This is a genomic window from Lacipirellulaceae bacterium (genome assembly GCA_040218535.1).
In the GTDB taxonomy this organism is placed as follows: domain Bacteria; phylum Planctomycetota; class Planctomycetia; order Pirellulales; family Lacipirellulaceae; genus Adhaeretor.
Map to the genome: position 1 here is coordinate 197,406 of JAVJRG010000009.1, position 20,323 is coordinate 217,728.

A 20,323-nucleotide genomic window follows, 5' to 3' on the forward strand; every position below is an offset into this window, starting at 1 on the left:
GCCCTGGAGAAACTACCGTGACGCGAAGAATTGATCGCACCACCCAAAAAGTTGGGGAGAAGTATCATGTCTGGTACACGGATCGACTCTGGGAGAAAACGAAAGACCAGCCCGTGGTTGATGTCGAGATTGAATCACTCAAACACCTTGATGTCGTTTGTTGGTTCGATGATCAATGGCCACCAACGCTTCGTAACGTCGTCGAGCATTTTGCTCGAATCGAGAGAGCGGATCTAGCACACCCGATCATCCTCGACCCTAATGGCCAAATTTTTGATGGTGCTCACCGTGTCGCAAAGGCCATGGCTAAAGGGCAATCGACCATCAAGGCCGTGCAGATGGCGACCCTTCCTGCACCTGACGAAATCGTTGACTCAATCTATTGAGCGACAGGCGACTACGCATGATGCCATACTACTCGCGGCATCGAATCGAGCTCCTGCAAATCCCGTCCGAGATCCGGTTATCCGATCCACTACGGCGCAACAATCGCGTCGTAGGTCTCAGGCCGACGGTCCCGGAAGAACTGCCACGTGTTCCGCACTTCGCGGATCATGTCAAAGTCCATGTCGGCGATCACGATGTCATCCTCGTCGCGTTTCTCGCTTTGCGAAATAAACTGCCCTCGCGGATCAACGAAGTAACTCTGGCCGTAGAATTCTCCGATCCGCCAAGGCTCTTCCCAACCAGGACGATTGATTGCTCCGACAAAGTACTGATTGGCTACGGCATGGGCCGGCTGCTCAATCTTCCACAGATACTCGCTCAAGCCGGCGACGGTCGCTGATGGGTTAAACACGATCTCGGCACCATTCAGCCCTAAGCAGCGCGCCCCGTCGGGGAAGTGGCGGTCGTAGCAGATGTAAACGCCGACTTTGCCGATGCGAGTCTCGAAGATTGGGTACCCCATATTGCCAGGCCGAAAGTAGAACTTTTCAAAGAACCCGGGCTGACAATGGGGAATGTGGATCTTGCGGAACTTTCCTAGGTACTCGCCGTCGGCATCGATCACCGAAGCCGAGTTGTAGTAGACACCCGTGATGTCCTCTTCGTACATCGGCACGACGAGCACCATGTTGTGCTTCTTGGCAAGCTCCTGCATCAGCTTCGTCGTCGGCCCATCCGGGAGACGCTCGGTCAGCTCGTACCACTTGATTTCCTGCTCAGCACAAAAATACGGCCCATAGAAGAGTTCCTGCAAACAACAGACTTGTGCACCTTGGTCTGCCGCCTGTGCGATCATCTCGACATGCTTGTCGATCATCGCCTGCTTGATTTTCTCGACCGGCGAGGTGGCCGGCTCGCAGAGAGTCGCCTGAATGAGTGCACCACGGACCATACGTGCCATCGCTGCTACCTTTGCGGGTAAGATTTCTAGATTGTAATTGCCGCCGTCCGCTCGCAGCATAGCGTTTTCTGCAGGCAACCTCCACTAGCACAGCCTTTCTTTTGACAGGATTTACAGGATCGACAGGAAGAATGAATCCCGTCGATCCTGTAAATCCTGTCCAAACTTTCGCGATTAACGTAAGATGGCACCATGACTACTACAGCAACCGAAGCAGAACTCGTCCCCATCCTCTCCGGCGGCAGTTGGAAGACGATTGAAACTGCACAATCGACCGATGTCTTCAATCCTTCGACTGGCGAGGTGATTGCCCGCACTCCGCACCTCAGCGCCGACCAGACGAATGAGATCGTCGCGGCCGCGGCTGCCGCCCTGCCCGCCTGGCGAGAGACGCCGGTCGTTGAACGTGCACGTGTGATGTTCCGCTATCGGACTCTGATGGAACAGCACTTCGAAGAGCTGGCGGCACTCGTTACGCGCGAACACGGCAAAACCCTCGCTGAAGCACGGGCCGAAGTGAACCGCGGCGTCGAGATGGTCGAGTTTGCCGCCGGCATCCCTAGCCTCATCATGGGCGACGCGTTGCCTAACATTGCGACAAGCGTCGACGCGGAAGTCGTCAAACACCCCGTGGGAGTTTGCGTAGGGATCACGCCTTATAACTTCCCAAACATGGTCCCGCTCTGGATGTTCCCTGTCGCCATCACCTGCGGTAACACCTTCATTCTCAAGCCGTCAGAAAAAGTGCCCCTCTCTGCAATCTGCCTCGTCGAGTTGCTGATTGAAGCCGGATTGCCTGAGGGCGTGATGAATATTGCTCACGGTGATCGTACGTGTGTCGAAACACTGCTTACGCACCCAGACGTCGCGGCAATCTCGTTCGTTGGTTCCACGCCCATCGCGAAAGCCATCTACGAAACGGGAACTGCTCACGGCAAGCGTGTGCAGGCCGCTGGCGGTGCGAAGAACCACTTGATCGTGATGCCTGATGCGGATCAAGAACAAACGGTCAAAGCTCTCTCCGCCAGCGCCTTCGGCTGTGCTGGCCAACGCTGCATGGCTGGTAGCCTAACCGTGGCGGTCGGTGACGCCGGCGATGCGGTCGTTCCAAAGTTGGTCGATTACGCCGGCGCAATGCGTGTTGGTCCCAGCGATGGCAACGAACAAGTCGACATGGGCCCAGTGATTCGTGACGACCATCGCCAGCGTGTCGCCAGCTACTTAGACGTCGCCAACGAAGAAGGCGCGACGGTTGCGTTGGATGGTCGACGCGATTTTAACGATCCTGGATTTCTCATCGGCCCCAGCGTCGTCGACCACGTTGCCCCCTCGATGCGAGTCGCTCAAGAAGAAGTTTTTGGACCGCTGCTCTCAGTGGTTCGCGTCAATACACTTGAAGAGGCGCTCGCACTGGGCGACAACTGCGAATACGGCAACGGCGCCGTAATCTTTACCCGCAGCGGCTATGCCGCCCGGCAGTTCAAGCAGCACTTCAACGCCGGCATGATCGGCGTGAACGTGGGAGTGCCTGCTCCGATGGCATGGTTCCCATTCACCGGCTGGAATCGCTCCTTCTTCGGCGACCTACACATCCAAGGCACCGAGAGCATCCAGTTCTACACGCGACAGAAAGTCACGCTCACGCGTTGGCCCCAAGAGGGCGACTCGCATCTGGATCCAGTTTGGAAAGAAAAATAGTCTGTAAAAATGACCAATGACCAAATCCAAATGACCAATCGCATGCGGTTTTGCAAACAGACATTGGTGATTAAGGCTTGGTCATTGGTCATTCGACAACTACGCCTTCACAATCCGCTCCCGCCCCTCGCTCACACCAAGCGTCGCGTTCCGCGTATCCACGACCAAACGTGCGTGTTTCACAATGAAGCTGTAGTCGTACGCACTATGATTGGTCGCGATGAGCACGCAATCCTGCTCGGCAAGAAACTCCGGCGTTAGCTCCTGGCTTTTAAAGCCCGAGTAGTCGTACTTCCGCACCTGTTTGAGCTGCGGCACGTGCGGATCGTTGTAGCTGAGGTCCGCTCCGCGTTGCATGAGCAAGTCCATCAGACGAAAAGCGGGGCTCTCACGGTCGTCATCCACGTCCGGCTTGTAGGCCACTCCGAGAACGACGATCTTGCTGCCTTTGATCGGCTTACCCGATTCATTAAGCGCCTCCGACAACCGGGCCACCACGTACTCCGGCATCGCGGAGTTGATCTCGCCAGCCAGCTCAATAAACCGCGTCGTCAGTCCATGCTTCCGAGCCGTCCAACTCAAGTAGAAGGGATCAATCGGAATGCAGTGTCCGCCCAAACCGGGGCCTGGATAGAACGCTTGAAAACCAAACGGCTTGGTCTTCGCCGCATCAATGACTTCCCAAACGTCAATGCCCATCTTGTCGCATAGGACTTTTAATTCGTTCACCAACGCGATGTTCACCGCTCGATAGGTGTTTTCCAGAATCTTACAAGTCTCAGCAACTTCGGCGGAGCTGACCGAGACCACCTTGTCGACGACGCTCTCGTAGAGCTGCGTCGCCAGTTGGCCACTGACCTCATCGCTCCCGCCAACCACCTTCGGAATACTACCGGTAGACCAATCCTTGTTGCCTGGGTCTTCGCGTTCGGGACTGTAGGCAACGAAAAAGTCTTCTCCCGCTTTCAACCCCGTTGCTTCCAACACAGGTACGATCACATCGCGGGTAGTACTCGGATAGGTTGTACTCTCCAAGCAAATAAGCTGCCCAGGTCGAAGGACCTTTGCCAACTCCTTAACCGTCGACTCCACATAACTCAAGTCCGGGTCGCGACTGGGCGTGAGTGGTGTAGGAACGCAAATCAGCACAGCATCAGCGCCGGCCAATTCTCCAGGGTCCGCCGTAGGAATGAGTTTTCCAGAAGACGTCCAACTGGCGATCTCATCATCGGTGATATGAGCAATGTAGCTCTCACCGGCATTCAAGCGATCAATCTTCCGCTGATCCACGTCGAAACCGATCGTCGTAAAACCGGATTTCACCAGCGCCCGAATCAAGGGCAATCCTACGTACCCCAGCCCTACGACTCCGACTTTCGCTTGTTTCGACTCGATAAGTTGGCTAAGTTTTTGCGCGATTTCATTCATTGAAGTTCGTCCGTGACCAATCGTTCTCAGGCAAGTATCTTATCAAACCACGAATTGCACGAATAACACGAATTGGGTGCTCGAGAATTACAAACGTGCGCCGTAGCGTATTATGTATCTTGGTATAAGAATCAATCGAAGCTGAGATACCACTCGAAACAATATTCGTGTTATTCGTGAGATTCGTGGTTCAAAACAAGTCTTAGAATAACGGAAGTGCATGGGAATCGAACCCACCTGCGAAACGGCTGGCGCTCCGCACAACGGTTTTGAAGACCGCGACCGCCACCAGGCCGGCACGCACTTCCCTAAGCCCTCATTAGTGTACGCGCAATACGGGCCCTTCGCCGAGGGCCTCGCACACCTGACCGATCACTTTCGCCGAATCGGACAGTTGCTCCATGAGAGACGCGAGCTGCTCCTTGGCGCCCCCTATCAGTATCCCACCAGAAGTCTGTGGATCGAAGAGGAGCTGATATTTCGAGAATCTCCTGACAGCGTCGGCGGCGCGAATCCTCTGCTCAATCTCGCGGTTGCCTGGAGCTAGCGTACTCTCAATGCCCTGCTCTACCAAGTCTTCAGCTCCTGGTAAGACTGGGAGCGACTCAAGCGAAATCTCCGCACTCACCCCGGACGCGACTAGCATTTCGCACAAGTGACCGGCCAAGCCGAAACCAGTCACGTCCGTCATCGCTTGCACACCAACTTCCTGCGCAGTGCGACTTGTTTCACGATTGGTCTGTAACATGGATGCAACGACTGCTTCCCACCAATCAGCTTCACACAACGCTTGGCTGTGAGCTGCCAGCAAAATGCCAGTTCCCAATGGCTTGGTTAACACCAGTTGGTCGCCTACACGAAGACCAGCTTTGCGAGTTCGCCGCTGCGGGTCGCTATCGCCAAGCAGAGTAAACCCAACGGTGGCTTGCGCTCCCGCGATCGTATGACCACCGACGATCGGTACTCCAGCCGGACGGAGGGCTTGGAGAGCTCCTTCGAGAACCTCGCGTAAAAACTGCTCTTGTCTTAGCGCGGGTCCGTGAGGAACGGTGACCATCGCCAGCGCCGCCTGAGGTTCGCTTGCCGAAGCATACAGATCGCTCAAAGCGTTCTCTGCCGCAACTTGCCCCAACAGGAAAGGATCGTCTACGAAAGCCGTGAAAAAGTCGGTCGTCACGGCCGTCTGCGCTGATGACGCGTGCTCTATCACTGCGACGTCATCGGGTTCGTTAAGCCCCAGGACCACTCGCCCTGACTCAACGTTTTCAATTTCGGACAGAACACGCGAGAGAATGTTCGCCGGGACTTTACTTCCGCAACCTCCGCAGTGCATCGCTTCGTCTGGAGGACTCGGTGACATAATCGAACTCATCCGCGGCTGATAGTCTTGATACTTCGCCATGAATCGACGATCAATCCAGTCCTTCAATCGCCAACACCACCCAGCATGAACACTGAAGCCTTTGTAAGTTAGAATTGCCCGCTCATCGCCCGTGTTGAGTAGCGTTAGAAACGACTGTTGAGGCCGCCATTCGCGGAGCGAATCACGATTCAAATAGAGTCGCAGATTCTCCCACAAGACAGGCCCCTGACGCACTGCATGAACGCCTGCCTTAGGGACCGCTTCCGCCTCCACAGTTCCGCAATCCCCCACCGCAAAGACGGAACTCGCTCCTACACTCTGGAGCGTCGGCTTCGTGAGCAGGAAGCCGTGGTTGTCCTTCGGGAGATCGAAGTTGTCGAGGACACCAGGCGCTCGTGCGGAGGTCGCCCAAATGACAAGATCGCAATCAAGCTCGTCTCCGCCAGAAAGTTGAATCCTGCCGCGACGATCGATCTGCGTGATCTGTAAATCAAGCAGCACCTCAATGCCTCTCCCACGCAAGTGCCTACGTGCCAGCGACTGGGTTCGAGTGGGCATTGAAGAGAGAACTTCGTTGCCGCGGTCCAGCAGACTCAGTTCAAAGTCGCGGGACGGGTACGCCCGTTGCAAATGCCGATCCAAGCAGGAAATTATTTCAAACCCACCGGCACCTGCCCCCACGACCACGACTTTTTTAGGGCTATCAGACTGCTCGCCGAAGAGTTGGCTGAATCGCTTATCCAACCGCGTGAGAAACGTTTGCATCGGTTTAATCGGAAGCACGCGTTTGTCATCACCCGGCACTTCCATTGGACGCGAGCCGACACCAATCGATAAAGCGTCAAACGGCATTGGAGGACGAGAAGCAAAATGCAATTCCTGCTGCCCTGTATCTAGGCCAGTGACCTCGTCAAGAATCAATCTCGCTCCCGCAGCAGAGCAAAGGCGCACCAAGTCGATCCGCATTTCGTCCGGCTGGTAAAGTCCGGCCAACGTGCCAGGGAGCATGCCTGAGTAAGTCGCCGCCCCAAAATTGGAAACACAAGTGAGACGCGTCCCCGGCAGAGGATTCATCCGCCACATCCGCAGCACGTGAGCGTTCGTATGGCCGATTCCCAGCAAGACGATTTCATATTGGGGTAGCTCTTCGTTCACTCGGTTTCCTTCTTCAGATACTGCTTTCGGCAAGCAGTTGTATTCTAGTTCGATCTATAAAAGCTGCCACACTCTGGCGACTTCCAATAAAGAACCACAACGACACGACGAGTACAACGGAGGCTCACAGGTTTGGAATCTCAAGAAGCAACTCTTTGGGAACCACAAATTTATCAAATATCACGAATCTAATTCTTGGAAGTCCCTCCAACTAGGCAATGTTCTTCAGGAATTCGTTTGATTCGTGAATATTCGTGGTTCAAAGAAGAAGTCTTCGCACATTCACCACCCGCGATGCTTTCCGTCGTGCTCGTCGTGTCGTCGTGGTTTCTCCACAGAGCAGAACAAGTCGCTACAATAGAATTATCTGCTCGTGATCTGTTACAACTTTCAGCAACTCGATGAAGCACCTTCTTCTTGGCACTGCCGGGCATATTGATCACGGTAAAACGTCACTAGTTCAAGCTCTGACCGGTGTCGATACCGATCGGCTGCCTGACGAGCGACGTCGCCAGATTACGATCGATCTTGGGTTCGCCCCACTGTCAGTCGGCGATTACGAAATTGGCATCGTCGATGTGCCGGGGCATGAACGCTTCGTCCGCAACATGCTGGCCGGGGCGACCGGCGTGGACTTGGCAATGTTGGTGGTCGCTGCCGACGATTCAGTCAAGCCACAGACCCGTGAGCACTTGGAAATCTTCAATCACTTGGGAATCAAGTCTGGCTTGGTCGTCATCACCAAGTGCGATTTGGCAGAACCGGAGTGGATTGAACTGGTCGAGAGTGAAGTCAAAGAACTCGTCGATGGCACTTTCCTCGCCGAGTCGCCCGTCGTGCAGGTCAGCTCCCGAACCGGCGAGGGCATTCGGGCGCTACGCGAGCACATTGAAACGATTGCACAGCAAGCAATAGCGCATCGAGATGACGCGCTGAACACAAGTTTCCACCTTTCGATTGACCGCGTCTTTACCATGGCGGGACACGGCACGATCGTCACCGGAAGCGCTGCGAGCGGGCAGGTCCGCATTGGAGACGAGTTGGAACTCCAACCCTCAGGGCGGCTCGTCCGAGTTCGCGGCCTACAATGCCACGATCAGGAGGTTGAGCAAGCGGCCCGCGGCCAACGGGTGGCCGTCAATCTTTCCGGAGTCCACTACGACGAACTGGCTCGCGGGGAGATTCTTTGCAGCCCGGGAACTTTGCGTCCAACCCAACTCTTGACGGTTGAGTTACGAATCAGCCAGCAGGTTGCACAATCCGTCAAGCACCGCAGCGCTGTGCGCGTTCACCTGGGAACAGCCACTATTCCCGCGAAAGTCGCCTTGCTAGGGGCGTCGCAAGTTGAGCCCGGTGAACGGGTCTACGCGCAGTTGTTCCTATCCCAACCGGTCGCCGCGTTCTGGGGACAGCCGTTTATCTTGCGCAATGTCTCACCCGTGGTCACGCTCGGCGGCGGTCGCGTTCTACAACCAAGGGCTGAGAAGCTGAAACGCACCGACGACTCGAATCGCCAGTGGCTTGACGCCCTCGCGGGAGACGATCCCTGCAAACGTGTCGCTGCCGTCGCACTCGCCTCACAGGTACGAGGTTGGGACCCCAATGACCTACCGATGCTGGCGGGCGTTTCGAACGGGAAAGAAATCATTGATCAACTTGTTCAAGAAGGCCTGCTAGTCGCACTTCTCGCAAGCAACGGTGAAGCCGTCTATCTGCACAGCCAAGTGTTCGCAGACCTCTCACAACGCATCCTCAAACTATTGGAGATCGAACACCAAAGCACTCCCCTGAAAGAATACGTCGAGCCTTCGCGAATTAACAAGCAGCTCCGATCCGTTTCCAATAGTGTCTTCGAGTCGCTCTGCATGAAGCTACGGGATAACAAGTTCATCAAGTTCAGCAAACGAGGGCTCGCCCTCGCGGACTGGCACCCCCAACTTCGTACAGACCAAGAGGCACTCCTCGACGAGCTTCTAATAAAATACCAGCAATGCCAACTCCAATCCCCGCCGCCGGCGCAACTGGCCGAGGAATTAAAGGCACCACTTGAGAACGTCGCCGAGATGATTGAAGTCGCAGTCGAAGCTGGTCGGCTCGTGAGAATCTCCAAAGAGGTACTTCTCGACACGCAAGTTTTTGAGCAAGCTCAAGCTCTCGTTACCATGAAACTTAACGAAGCAAACGAGCTTTCCGTCAGCCAGATTCGCGAGCTGCTGGGAACTACCAGAAAGATCGCCGTGCCTCTGTGCGAATACTTCGACGCCATTGGTTTGACGCGACGTGATGGAGATGTCCGTAGGCTTGCCAATCACCTTCGATCAAGCGAGACAGCGTTCGAGAAGGCGTCCAACTAGTGTCCGACAGTAATGAGCTACTGCGTAATCTCCCCAGCGTATCCGCATTGTTGGAAGTCGCAAACCTGCAAGGTGCATCTCAGCAGTTCGGCAAAGCAGCGGTTACCAGAACGGCAAGACAAGTTGTCCATGAATTGCGTGAGAAGTTGATCTCCGCCAATCATCCCAACGAAACAATCCTCAACGTCGAAGCAGTTGCCGAGCTTGTGTCGCAACATCTCAACACGCAAGAAAGCACAAGGCTGCAACCAGTAATCAATGCCACCGGGATCCTCCTGCACACAGGCTTGGGACGAGCGCCACTTCCATCCGCAGCCGTTCATGCGGTTACGGAAGCAGCCCAAGGCTATTGCAATGTCGAGCTTGAGTTGGCAAGCGGCGAGCGTACTCGACGGTCCGCTCATGTGGCGGACCTACTCTGCGAGTTGACCGGCGCCGAAGCGGCTCACGTGGTCAACAATAATGCCGGTGCGACGGCTCTAGTCTTGGCGGCATTGGCGACGGATCGCGAGGTGATCGTTTCCCACGGTGAATTGATCGAAATCGGAGGTGGCTACCGTTTGCCGGAAGTGATGGAAACCTTCGGGGCAAAACTGCGACCCGTCGGCACCACGAACAAAACCCGCGCCGGCGACTACGAAGCGGCAATCACCGAGCAAACCGGTGCGCTACTGGTAGTCCATACGAGTAACTATGCGATACGCGGCTTTACCGAGACGCCGCCAGTAGCACAAATCGCTGAACTCGCCCATCGAAACAAACTTCCGCTCGTCCACGATGTTGGCTCAGGCGCACTCCTAGACTTCGCCCAGTTCGGCTGTCATTCAGAGCCTGTAGCCGCTGACAGTATCCAAGCCGGTGCCGACCTTGTCCTCTTTAGCGGCGACAAACTTCTGGGCGGACCTCAGGCTGGCATCATTGTTGGTGGGCAGCAGTGGATTGAGCGTGTCGTTGCTCATCCACTCAACCGAGCCCTACGAGTCGACAAGACCACCCTTGCCGCCTTGCGTGCCACCTTGCAGCTTTATCGCCAACCGGAAAGTGTCACGGAATCGATTCCGCTCTTGGGTCTGTTGAGCACTCCTGTCGAAGAGCTTCAACTCCGGGCGGAAAAACTCGCCGAGTCGATTCGATCGCACACGGCTCAATGGGGAATCAACGTCGAAGAGGACGAAGCCTACCTCGGCGGCGGGTCTGTCCCCGATCAGTCAGTCGCCAGTCGGAGCGTCTCAATTGACTCCGATGAACTCAGCGTCGACGCTCTCGCAAAGGCTCTGCGAACAAGCGATCCTTCCGTCGTTCCAAGAGTCCACAACGGGCAATTACTTCTCAACCTTCGCAGCGTGCTCCCCGTACAAGATGAGCCGCTGGCGAAAGCTGTCATCAAAGCTGCACGAAGTTTGAACCACGAATCGAACGAATAACACGAATACTCTTGTCGAAAGCACTTCTTCCTTATTGGTAATATTCGTCTTATTCGTGGTTCAAAATCGACTCACTAAAAAGCTCGACAAAACGAGACAGAGCAACCAGATGGAACTCGGCTCCGGCACGGCAACTACCACGGGCAGCGCAACCGCCACCGAACCGTACTGGTTCTGCCACACCACAAGGTCGTCAGCATCCACCATTGAGTCGTGGTCGGCGTCCCCCTCGGAGAACATCGTCCCTGATCCGAAACCGCGTTGCCAAATCAGCAGATCAATTCCGTCGACGAACGTACTCGAATTGAAGTCCGCCGAATCAAGCATCGCGACAACATCAATCGTCGCGTCAGCCAGACCCAGCCCCACATAAGCACCAATCGTGTTCGCATAGATGTCACGGTTATCTTGGCCGCCGCTGGTATCCCAGCGATGGACCGTATCGGTTGCCAAGCCGAACACCGCACTGGAGTCTGTCGGTGTTCCCCCGTCATGCCAAAGGCCTTGGGTGCCGATCTCCAGGTACAGATCGGTCGTCGTTCCGGCAGCTCCCGCCATGTAAGTAACCGTTGCCACGCGCCATGAGTCATCCCCGGAAGCATCCGAGCAGTGCGCATCGTTCATGTCGCAGCTAGGGCCGATTCCGATGCTGTCGGAAAGGCCGCTGGAGCCGTCGAGAATGCTTAAGCCTGAAAAAGCTTCGATGTAATTCGCAGGGACGCCAATCGCCAACCCCTCGCTTGTATCGAACACCAACTGATGACGCTCAACCGTGGGCAGCACTTGCACCGTGGGGTTGTAGACCTCAATCGATTGAAAATCGAGCGTCGCACTTTGCGTAGAAACCAGATTCAAAGAGAACGCCGAGAGCGTTTCTCCCGTGGCGGGTCGCGCCCAGATGTCAAAGGTCGTCGTGCCCCCGGCGAGTACCTGAATCGTCTGCACTTCGGGACCCGCATCGCGCGTAGAAATCCAGAAGTTGGCAATATCCTCCGCGCCGACTTTCCCTGGCATAATGAAACCAAGGAGAGCAAGTAGCAGCAGAATCGAATTTCGGCAGCGCACCAACACGGAAAGCCCCCAGATAGGAACCGAACTCCTGGCTAAACCCCTAGCCTTCAGTATATCGGGCCTGCAAGCCAACGCGATTATTTTTTTGTCGTCATATCGATCCAGACCAACGCCGCCCCAACATTCCACAGCGGCCCAGAAGCTATTTCTCCTGATTGGCCAAAATTTCTCGGAAAATGGTAAGCTGGGTGTCAGGTTGGCTACTCAGTTTTTGATTAACATCATGAAGAGGTAGCGATTCGCTGGTTTGAGAAGCGATCCGCGATGGCCTCGGTGGTTTCGTTTCGGCGATATTCGGGATTTTTGAAAGATATGAGTAAGAGCCTTCCAGCATTGAGAAGCCTGTCCTTCTGGCGTGCTGCCCTGCTGGTTGCCGCCGTCATAGGGTCGCTCCGCTCGCAGGCAGTTGCGACGACATTCAATTGGAATTTCGACGGCAACGGCTCTTGGCAGTCGTCTTTCAACTGGACTCCCTTCGGAACCCCGAGCAACGAAAACGACGTGGCTGTCTTTGGTAGTGTCATTTCCGGCCCCGTGAATGTCTTCTCGTTTTCTGACGAAACGGTTGGCGGCATCGTTTTTGACAATCTCAACTCTTACACAATTGCCAATTCATCCGCGAATCAAATCACGCTCGACGGCCCAGGTGCCAACTCAGCATTTCTTAACGTCGACCAAGGTGACCACTTTATTAATGAAAACTTACGGCTTGCGGCCGACCTGGATGTCACGATCCTAGAAAACCATTCGCTGACTCTGAGCGGAGTATCCACCCTGCTTAGCTCTCCGACCATCACGAAGACTGGCGGAGGCGATCTTCGCTTCAATGGCTTCACTGGCCTTAATGGCGGCAGCGTCTTTGGTCTCAAGGGAACGATCTCCGGTACTGGTGAAATCGGTGGCAATCTCGACAACAGCGGTGCGACGGTTTCTCCTGGAGAAAACGGCATCGGCACCTTCTTCGTCCAGCAAAACTATGTTCAGGGCCAAGATGCAAGCGTGGCATTTGAACTCGCGGGCACTTCTCCTTCGCAACATGACCGACTGGTCGTGTTTGGCGACGCCTCGTTCGGCGGCTCCTTGAACGTCGATCTTTTCTCCGGCTACTCACCCAATGTTGGAGATGAATACACGGTGATGACCTTCGCATCAAGCTCGGGCAGTTTCGACAATGTCTCGCTGCCCTTCCTACTAAGCGGGAACCAATTCCAAGCCATCTTCAACGATACCGACGTCCGCATGAAGGTCGGGCGGCACATCAACTGGGTTGGCGGCACCGGCGTGAAGTTCTGGAACAATCCCAACAATTGGCAATTCAATTTCATTCCCGATGACGATTCCATCGCGGCAATCTCCGGCTTTGGTACGACGCTAATTTTAGACAACAACATTGGAGCGGTTCTGGGGGTGCAGCTCACAAATTTACGCAATTTGAGGATTGATGGGAGTACCGGACCGGCGGAGTTGCAAGTCTTGGGAAGCGTCACCTTGGATGCCAGTTCTTCGTTGGACATGATCGGTAGCCAATCACAACTCAATGCCTCGACCATTTCCACCAGAGGACAAATCTTCGTTGACCAGGGCGCGTCGATCACAGCGTCGCACAAGTATGTTCAAAATGGCGGCTCAACTTCTTTGCAGGGAATCCTCACAGCTGAGGATGTCAACATCCAACAAGGCCTGTTCACGGGTAACGGAGAGGTTCGTGGGAATCTCTCCGTGGGCACCGCGACCACGAACGCCCAACTTAGCCCAGGCGTCGGCATCGGTTCGCTCACCGTCAACGGCAACGTTGATCTCAACGCGGGTTCTGAACTTCTTGTCGAGCTCGATGGGAGTGGTCCAAGCTTGGTGGCCGACCAGCTGGTGGTTAACGGCAACGTCGACTTAGGCGGAACGCTTAATCTAAATGTCTTCGGTAGCCCCGACATTTCAATCAATGAAAAAATCGAAATCATCGCCGGCGAGACCTTTGAGCCGGGGCAGTTATTCGATGAGATCACGGGGCTTGTCACGGATAATGGTTCATTGATCGTCACGTTTCTAACGGACGGCTGGGACACGATCATGACGGTCTCTCTACATTCCTCGCAAATGCTGGGGGACATGAACGGCGACAGCACGGTTGATGACCTGGATGCGGAACTGTTTGCTTGGGCACTGCGCGATTCGGATACTTACTACGACGAATACATTCTCGGCGGCGGCGGGGCTGACGAGTCGATGGCTGATATGGATTCCGATGGCGATCTCACTTTCGCTGACATCCCCGCCTTCCTGACAGCCGTAGAAATGTCAGGCAGTAGCGTTGCCGCCGCCAGTGCCGCGATGGCCGCCGTCTTTTCCGCAGCCGTCCCCGAACCGAATACGCTGCTGCTCTTGGCGATCGGCATGCCTTTCGCGATAAACTACAGGAATCGCACCGCAGGCCAAAACCCAAAATACCAAAACCCCAAAGCCTAAAACTAGATCGCGTTTCTGGTACCATTCACCGATGCTCTCGCTTCGAGTCCCGACAACGCGAAAAGCCTTTACGCTCGTCGAGTTGCTCGTCGTGGTGGCGATCATCAGTCTGCTGATCGGGCTACTCCTTCCGGCGGTGCAAGCGGCTCGCGAGGCTTCGCGGCGCTCGAAGTGTCAAAACAATCTCAAGCAACAAGCCCTGGCACTCAACTCCTATCACGCCCAGTCGCAACATTTTCCCGCCGGCGCTCGTCAACACGAACGCGAAGGCAGTATCAGCATTAGTTGGCACGTCGCGGTGCTTCCAATGCTTGAGCAAACCGACCTGTACGATCGGATCGATCCCCAGCCAGACGGCGGAGCCGCTTTCTTTGCTCGCACGGTAATTCCTGAAGTCTTCATCTGCCCTAGCGGCAACGAGCGTTCATTTGGTTCGCTCACCGTTCAACCTTCCAACTATGCCGGCGTTGCGGGCTCGGGTGAGTCGCGTGTCGAGTGGACGCTCGACGAGCGAATCAATGGCCACGTTTTCACCGACGGTACGCTCTATTTGGGGAGCGAAGTCACCACCGGAGACATCACCGACGGAACTTCCAACACGCTCGCCCTCGGCGAACGCAACGCCTACAACGCTGCCGAAGATTGGACCTACGGCGGAACCTGGCACGCCAAGGGCGCGTCGCCCACGCCGACGCGCATCCAAGTCGGTGCCGCTAAGCACATGGTCTGGCCGATCAACACGGTGGAGAACCGGCGTGCATTTTACATCCGCGACTTTTCGGTCCCTGCGGAAGATCGCCTCGTCCTGAACAACGACCTCCCGTTCGGCAGCAACCACCCGGGCGGAGCCAGCTTCGCCCTGGCCGACGGGAGTGTCCATTTTTTCTCCGAGGACACAGACCTCTCGACGCTGAAGCGCATGGCTAGCCGCGCCGACGGCGAACTGACAAGTTGGGAGCCTTGAAAGTAGCCCTACCGCTCCGCGGTAGGAAAGCGACTTAATCTCGATCGCCCGGTCACTCTCAAGTAGGTTGTCATTTACCAGCACTCCTGCAGTTCCTGTCGCGGAGCGACAGGGCTACATGGACTTAGGTCATTTCCAACCTTTTGCACTTTTGCACCAAAACGCGATTCGACTGTGCAAAAGCCCCTCGCTCTTTGACGCTTGTTTCAACGTAACCTCCTTGCAGTAAATGCGTTGTGCAAAGCGACCCCTTGCCGCGACTGGGACTATTGCTCTCGGGAGCCTCTTTCGCTCGGGAGGGCGAATTGACGTAAGTCGATCTGCGGGATGCAGGACTTTCGAGTTGAGAAAGAACGCTCTCAGGTCATTATTCTAGCGGAGTGGGTGGCCAAAAACTTGCGGGAAAGTGGGCTCGAAACGGACTCGATCTAGTCTAATAATCACTCATCTGATTCACGTAGAGTGCGACGACATGAGCGAACAGACGAACACCGATGCGGCTAGAGAAGCGTGGACCCGTATCGAATCGCTTGGCGGACATGGTGTCTGGGAGCCTGACACGGTTGTTGTTTCCCTCAAAGAGACGGGGATCGCTAACGAGGATCTGTCCCTGTTCGCAGACTTTCCGTTCGTTCACTTCCTCGACCTCAGTTCCAACCCGATTTCCGACGAAGCGCTGACGCACCTCGAAGGTCTTACCTCTCTTGAATCGCTCATTCTCGTCGATACCCAGATAACGGAAGCTGCGGTAGAGAAGTATCGCTCCTCCCACCCCGACGTTGAGGTTCGTACAGAGCCACTGCCGCCATCTACCGTCAACCCATTTACTGGCAAGCCCGTTGGCGAGTATCCAGTGGGTGCCATAGCTTTTAGCCAAGATTTCCTGGAGAAGCGCGGGCTGCTCGGCTATGATCATCACTGAGAACGAGATGGCAACTAGTGTCCGACACTTGTCTTTTTTCTGTGATATGGGGGATTCATGTTGCGCACAGTCCGGTTATTCGTTTTGGTTTCACTGGGATTTGGATCGGCACCCAGCGTCTCAGGTCAGTCGGCCTACTTCTCGTTGGAGGGTGGTATTAATGTGCCGATTGACGAGTACGATGCGATGTTCGATCTGACTCGTGCTGTCGGCAGTGGCGAGGATCTGCGGTTCCGCGCTTACACGCAAGTGGGCGGAGTCAACAGCGCGGGCGATGTGATTCCCAGTTCTGGCTTTGACGGTCAACTTTCGTTATTCGATAGCGGCAACACGCTACGCGGGCAAGACCGCTCCTCCGCAGGACCCGATGCGCTACTCTCCTGGCCCGGAATCTCGTTTGCTACTCCGACACCGCTCAGCCCCGACCCACTGCCAGTCGACAGTTATCGTCTGAACATCGCCCATTCAATGATCTTCGGTTCACCGGTTGGTCCGTTCGCCGTCGACCTGATCGGTCCGGCCGACGCGCTTGTTTTCACTGGTGGCGCGCCCGTCAACAACGCGACGCTCGCCTCGCTGAAATTCGGCTCCACCGGCGGCGGTACCGCGACCTATCGTCTGGATGCCGACCTGACTGCCGACTATCTCATCGAGGTGCAGGAGAGCGGTTTGTTGATTGGAAACGGCGCAAATGCGTCGGTCCCTTCGGGAGCCTCCTTTATTGCGCCTAGCGGTGGGCCGGGTCGAATCTTCGAGTCGGCTGGTACGCTCGGACTGGATGTCGGCGGAGCGTTCCAATTGAATGGCGGCACTGGTGGTAACGCCGTGGGCGGATTTTCTACTGCAGGCATGGGAGGCGTTGGGGGCGAGGTCGTCATCGCTGCAGGCAGCGCAAATTTATCCGGGACAGTCGATCTCGTCGGCGGAAATGGCGGCAGCGACCCCTTCGGAACAGGAGCAGATGCAGGACGGGGCGGCCGGCTCACCATCAGCGGAGGAACGATCGCACTTAACGGGCAATTCAACCTGGTGGGTGGTGTTGGCGGGGCGATCACTCAAGGCGCGGGTGGGCCCGGGAGAGGGGGCTCGGGCGGCAGCTTCAACCTTTCCAGCGGCATGGCAACAGTCTCGGGAGCCATCAATCTTCTCGGAGGCGAAGGAGGCCGAGATTTTGTACTTGGCGCCGGCGGAGTCGGTGGCAATGGTGGTGTGGCGACGGTCTCGGGCGGCACGCTCGTACTCGACGGTGGCAACATTACGCTCACTGGGGGAATCGGAGGGGTTGGTCCAAACGGTCTAGGCCCAGCGGGTGCCAACGGCAGCGTCAATGTCACCGGCGGCACGCTCACGCTCGACACCGGCGCGATCCTCGGGCGCAACGGCGTGGCCTCCGCCGACCCGCTCACGATCGCCAACGCCGACCTGAACATCTCCGGCGGCGACGTGATCGTGAACAATCCAATTACCGTTTCGGGAGGCGGCGCCGACATCAATCTCTCAGGAGGGACGTTCACCGCCACCACCGTCCGCGAAGCCGCCGGCGGCGACTTGAACCTCAGTGGCACCGGTCGGCTCGAGGTCGATACCTTCGACGGCACACTCACCCAGACCGGCGGCACGCTCGGCCGGAAGATACGGCCCGGCGACGACCTGACGATCACCGGTGGCTACAACCTCACCGCCGGGACGGTCGAGTTCTTTTTCGGCGGCCTGGTCGCTGGGGCCCCGCAGGAGCGCATCGTTGCCGACACCGTCACCCTCGGCGGAGCTTCGGCGCTGGAGGTGATCAGCCTGACGTCACTCACCCCCGACCTCGGCACGACCTTCGAGCTGATTACCACCACTAACGGCGTCACCGGCACGTTCGGCTCGGTCTCCTTGCCCATAATCGACGGCCTCACCGGACAACTGGTGTACGAAGCCAACCGCGTACTACTGGAGGTTGTCGAATGGCAGGAGGGCGACTTCGACTTCGATGGCGATGTCGATGGCTTCGACTATCTTGGCTGGCAACGAGGCGAATCGCCCAACCCGCTGAGCGCCGGCGACTTGTCTGAGTGGCAAACGAACTATGGCACGGGGCTTTCGCTGTCGGCGAGTTCGTCGGCAGTACCCGAACCGAGTACCCTATTGCTATTGTTGACCGCCGCTTCGCTGCAGTTCTTACCCAGGATGCGCTGACGCGATCTTGGCCTCAGGTGGGTGGCACTCAAAGTAGCTAAGTTGACGGTTCTGCTAGACAAGCCGCCAACTAGAAAACCGCAACTCCCTTCGCTAAGCTGAGCGAATCCGAAAGAGTTCCATTCGAGTCCCAGCACTAACTTCCCAAGTGGCACCGGTATGAAGATACCCCTCGTTGTTCTAGCGTTGCTGATCACCGCCTCGATCGCATCACCTTCCCGTGCCGAACAATGGACCCAATTCCGCGGCCCGGATTTTGGTCGAACCACGGCTACCGATGTCGTCGAGTCTTGGGACACCGACGCCATTGCTTGGAAGTCGCCGATTGAGGGGCGGGGGGCGTCGAGTCCGGTGGTGTTCGACGGTCGTGTTTACCTCACGGCTTTCACCGGCTACGCGGTTGATACGAAGAGTCCAGGCGACCCGACTCAACTGGTGCGACATCTGCTCTGTTTTGATTTGAAGACGGGTGATCCCCTCTGGCAACGGTCGATCGCTGACGATACGGAGAAGGATACCTTCACCAACTGGGGCACCGCCAAGGCGGGTTACGCCTCGAGCACGGCGGCGGTCGACGAGTCGGGCGTTTACGTTCTGTTTGGGGCGACGGGGGTTGTGGCCTATTCGCACGATGGGGAGAAACGCTGGACCACTTTCGTTGGCGATGACGTGCATCCGTATCCGGGGGGCAGTTCGCCTGTTCTCTATAAGAATCTGGTGATCGTCAACGCCAGCTATCAGTGTGGCGACCTGATCGCCTTGCAAAAGTCGGACGGAAGCGAAGCATGGCGACAGGAAGATCTCAAAGAGGCTTGGAACACGCCGGTCGTCTACCAATCGCTCAGCGGCGAAGAGGAGCTGGCCGTTTCAGCGATGGGGGAAATCCGCGCGGTCGATCCGCAAACCGGCGAGCTGCGTTGGACCTGTAAAGGAATCGATCAATACATTTGCCCGAGCCTGATTGTTGAGAAGGGCATCCTCTATGCCATCGGCGGAAAACAAGGGAAGGCGATGGCCGTTCGCTCCGGGGGGAGCGGCGATGTCACCGAGACGCACCGCCTGTGGGAGACGAACAAGGGGGCGAACGTCTCGTCGCCCGTGTTTCACGACGGCTATCTCTACTGGGCCAAGGACAAGGGAGGGATCTTGTACTGCCTCGACGCCGAGACTGGCGAACTCGAGTACGAAAAGCGAACGCGGCCCTCTCCGAAAGAAGTTTACGCGACCCCGCTGCTCACCGACGGAAAGCTGTATTACGTGAGTCGCGAGAACGGCATTTTCGTCGTTGCCGCAACGCCCGAGTTCAAGCTACTAGCGCATACTGAACTCGACGACGATTCGCTCTTCGCCGCGTCGCCGGTGCCGTTGCCGGGCGGATCGGTTCTGCTGCGCAGCGATCAGTTTTTGTATCGCCTTGATCCCAAGTGAGGGACGGGATTCAGAGTCTCTTCCACGGATCGTAACCCGAAGCGTAAGCGAGGGGCCGCGGCATTACGGGTTTTCCCTCGCTTACGCTTCGGGGTACGAAAGAATCGATTCCTGCGCGGTCAATTAGCCGCGAGACCAAAGTCTCGATACGAGTCGACGTTGGCTTCGCGAATCCTCCGCAGGGAAGGCAACAAGTCGTGCGGTCTTCGCGGAGGGCTTAAATCAAAGTCAGACGTCAACGGTCGGCTTAGGGCGATGGCTTGTGGCGAAGAAAGCTGCGCTGATGAGAATGTCACGCGACGTCGATTCCAGCACTGCTCGTCTTCGTAGCGGGCAATTAGATAACGCAACACTTTCGTCCGGAGAGCGTTATAAGCTTTCTCGGAGACATTTTTCGACGCAGGCTGCGCCTCAAGCTGGCTCAATGCTGTTCTCCAGCGATACAAGAATCGAATTCGATGGCCGATGTTCGCCATTTGTGACTCGCCAGTTCGATAACAACGCCGTCGCACTCCAACGGTCGG

14 protein-coding genes and 1 tRNA gene are annotated in these 20,323 nt (G+C 56.4%); 9 read left to right on the top strand and 6 right to left on the bottom strand.

What is annotated here, in order from left to right:
- The first annotated feature begins 17 nt into the window (after positions 1 to 17).
- A complete protein-coding gene (locus RIB44_11750; protein ID MEQ8617261.1) occupies positions 18 to 386 on the top strand; it encodes a hypothetical protein in 369 nt (122 codons plus the stop codon).
- Positions 387 to 475: 89 nt separating this feature from the next.
- Here the strand turns inward: RIB44_11750 and RIB44_11755 are convergent, their stop codons facing one another.
- A complete protein-coding gene (locus tag RIB44_11755) occupies positions 476 to 1,348 on the bottom strand; it encodes a nitrilase-related carbon-nitrogen hydrolase (GenBank protein MEQ8617262.1) in 873 nt (290 codons plus the stop codon).
- A 192-nt stretch (positions 1,349 to 1,540) separates the two neighbouring features.
- Between RIB44_11755 and RIB44_11760 the strand changes: the two genes are divergently transcribed.
- Entirely contained in the window at positions 1,541 to 3,046 is a 1,506-nt protein-coding gene (locus RIB44_11760; GenBank protein ID MEQ8617263.1) for a CoA-acylating methylmalonate-semialdehyde dehydrogenase, read from the top strand.
- Between the two features lie 99 nt (positions 3,047 to 3,145).
- On the opposite strand, the gene RIB44_11765 is transcribed toward RIB44_11760, so the two are convergent.
- The 3 genes from RIB44_11765 to selD form a co-directional block, all read right to left on the bottom strand.
- On the bottom strand, positions 3,146 to 4,474 hold the full coding sequence (locus RIB44_11765) for a nucleotide sugar dehydrogenase (protein ID MEQ8617264.1): 1,329 nt from the start codon (positions 4,472 to 4,474) through the stop codon (positions 3,146 to 3,148).
- Between the two features lie 211 nt (positions 4,475 to 4,685).
- Positions 4,686 to 4,782 (bottom strand) — tRNA-Sec (locus tag RIB44_11770).
- A gap of 11 nt (positions 4,783 to 4,793) precedes the next feature.
- A complete protein-coding gene (selD, locus tag RIB44_11775) occupies positions 4,794 to 6,992 on the bottom strand; it encodes a selenide, water dikinase SelD (protein ID MEQ8617265.1) in 2,199 nt (732 codons plus the stop codon).
- A gap of 401 nt (positions 6,993 to 7,393) precedes the next feature.
- On the opposite strand from selD, the gene selB reads away from it, so the two are divergent.
- Together selB and selA are read left to right on the top strand one after the other, a co-directional pair.
- Positions 7,394 to 9,346 carry a selenocysteine-specific translation elongation factor gene (gene selB, locus RIB44_11780; protein MEQ8617266.1) on the top strand — a complete coding sequence of 651 codons (1,953 nt, stop codon included), beginning with the start codon at positions 7,394 to 7,396 and terminating at the stop codon, positions 9,344 to 9,346.
- Positions 9,346 to 10,770 carry an L-seryl-tRNA(Sec) selenium transferase gene (selA, locus tag RIB44_11785; GenBank protein MEQ8617267.1) on the top strand — a complete coding sequence of 475 codons (1,425 nt, stop codon included), beginning with the start codon at positions 9,346 to 9,348 and terminating at the stop codon, positions 10,768 to 10,770. Before selB ends, selA begins: the two co-directional genes overlap by 1 nt.
- Positions 10,771 to 10,830: 60 nt before the next feature.
- On the opposite strand, the gene RIB44_11790 is transcribed toward selA, so the two are convergent.
- On the bottom strand, positions 10,831 to 11,784 hold the full coding sequence (locus RIB44_11790) for a PEP-CTERM sorting domain-containing protein (GenBank protein ID MEQ8617268.1): 954 nt from the start codon (positions 11,782 to 11,784) through the stop codon (positions 10,831 to 10,833).
- 369 nt (positions 11,785 to 12,153) lie between these two features.
- Between RIB44_11790 and RIB44_11795 the strand changes: the two genes are divergently transcribed.
- The 5 genes from RIB44_11795 (at position 12,154) to RIB44_11815 (ending at position 19,799) form a co-directional block, all read left to right on the top strand.
- Entirely contained in the window at positions 12,154 to 14,304 is a 2,151-nt protein-coding gene (locus tag RIB44_11795) for a PEP-CTERM sorting domain-containing protein (GenBank protein MEQ8617269.1), read from the top strand.
- 31 nt (positions 14,305 to 14,335) lie between these two features.
- Positions 14,336 to 15,268 (top strand): DUF1559 domain-containing protein, encoded by a 933-nt coding sequence (locus RIB44_11800; protein ID MEQ8617270.1) that lies wholly within the window; start codon positions 14,336 to 14,338, stop codon positions 15,266 to 15,268.
- A gap of 472 nt (positions 15,269 to 15,740) precedes the next feature.
- Positions 15,741 to 16,190, top strand: a complete 450-nt coding sequence (locus tag RIB44_11805; protein ID MEQ8617271.1) for a hypothetical protein — start codon at positions 15,741 to 15,743, stop codon at positions 16,188 to 16,190.
- Between the two features lie 57 nt (positions 16,191 to 16,247).
- On the top strand, positions 16,248 to 18,371 hold the full coding sequence (locus tag RIB44_11810; GenBank protein MEQ8617272.1) for a hypothetical protein: 2,124 nt from the start codon (positions 16,248 to 16,250) through the stop codon (positions 18,369 to 18,371).
- Between the two features lie 159 nt (positions 18,372 to 18,530).
- Positions 18,531 to 19,799 carry a PQQ-binding-like beta-propeller repeat protein gene (locus RIB44_11815; protein ID MEQ8617273.1) on the top strand — a complete coding sequence of 423 codons (1,269 nt, stop codon included), beginning with the start codon at positions 18,531 to 18,533 and terminating at the stop codon, positions 19,797 to 19,799.
- Positions 19,800 to 19,918: 119 nt separating this feature from the next.
- Here the strand turns inward: RIB44_11815 and RIB44_11820 are convergent, their stop codons facing one another.
- Positions 19,919 to 20,152, bottom strand: coding sequence for a hypothetical protein (locus tag RIB44_11820; protein MEQ8617274.1), 234 nt, complete (start codon positions 20,150 to 20,152; stop codon positions 19,919 to 19,921).
- Positions 20,153 to 20,323: the final 171 nt, after the last annotated feature.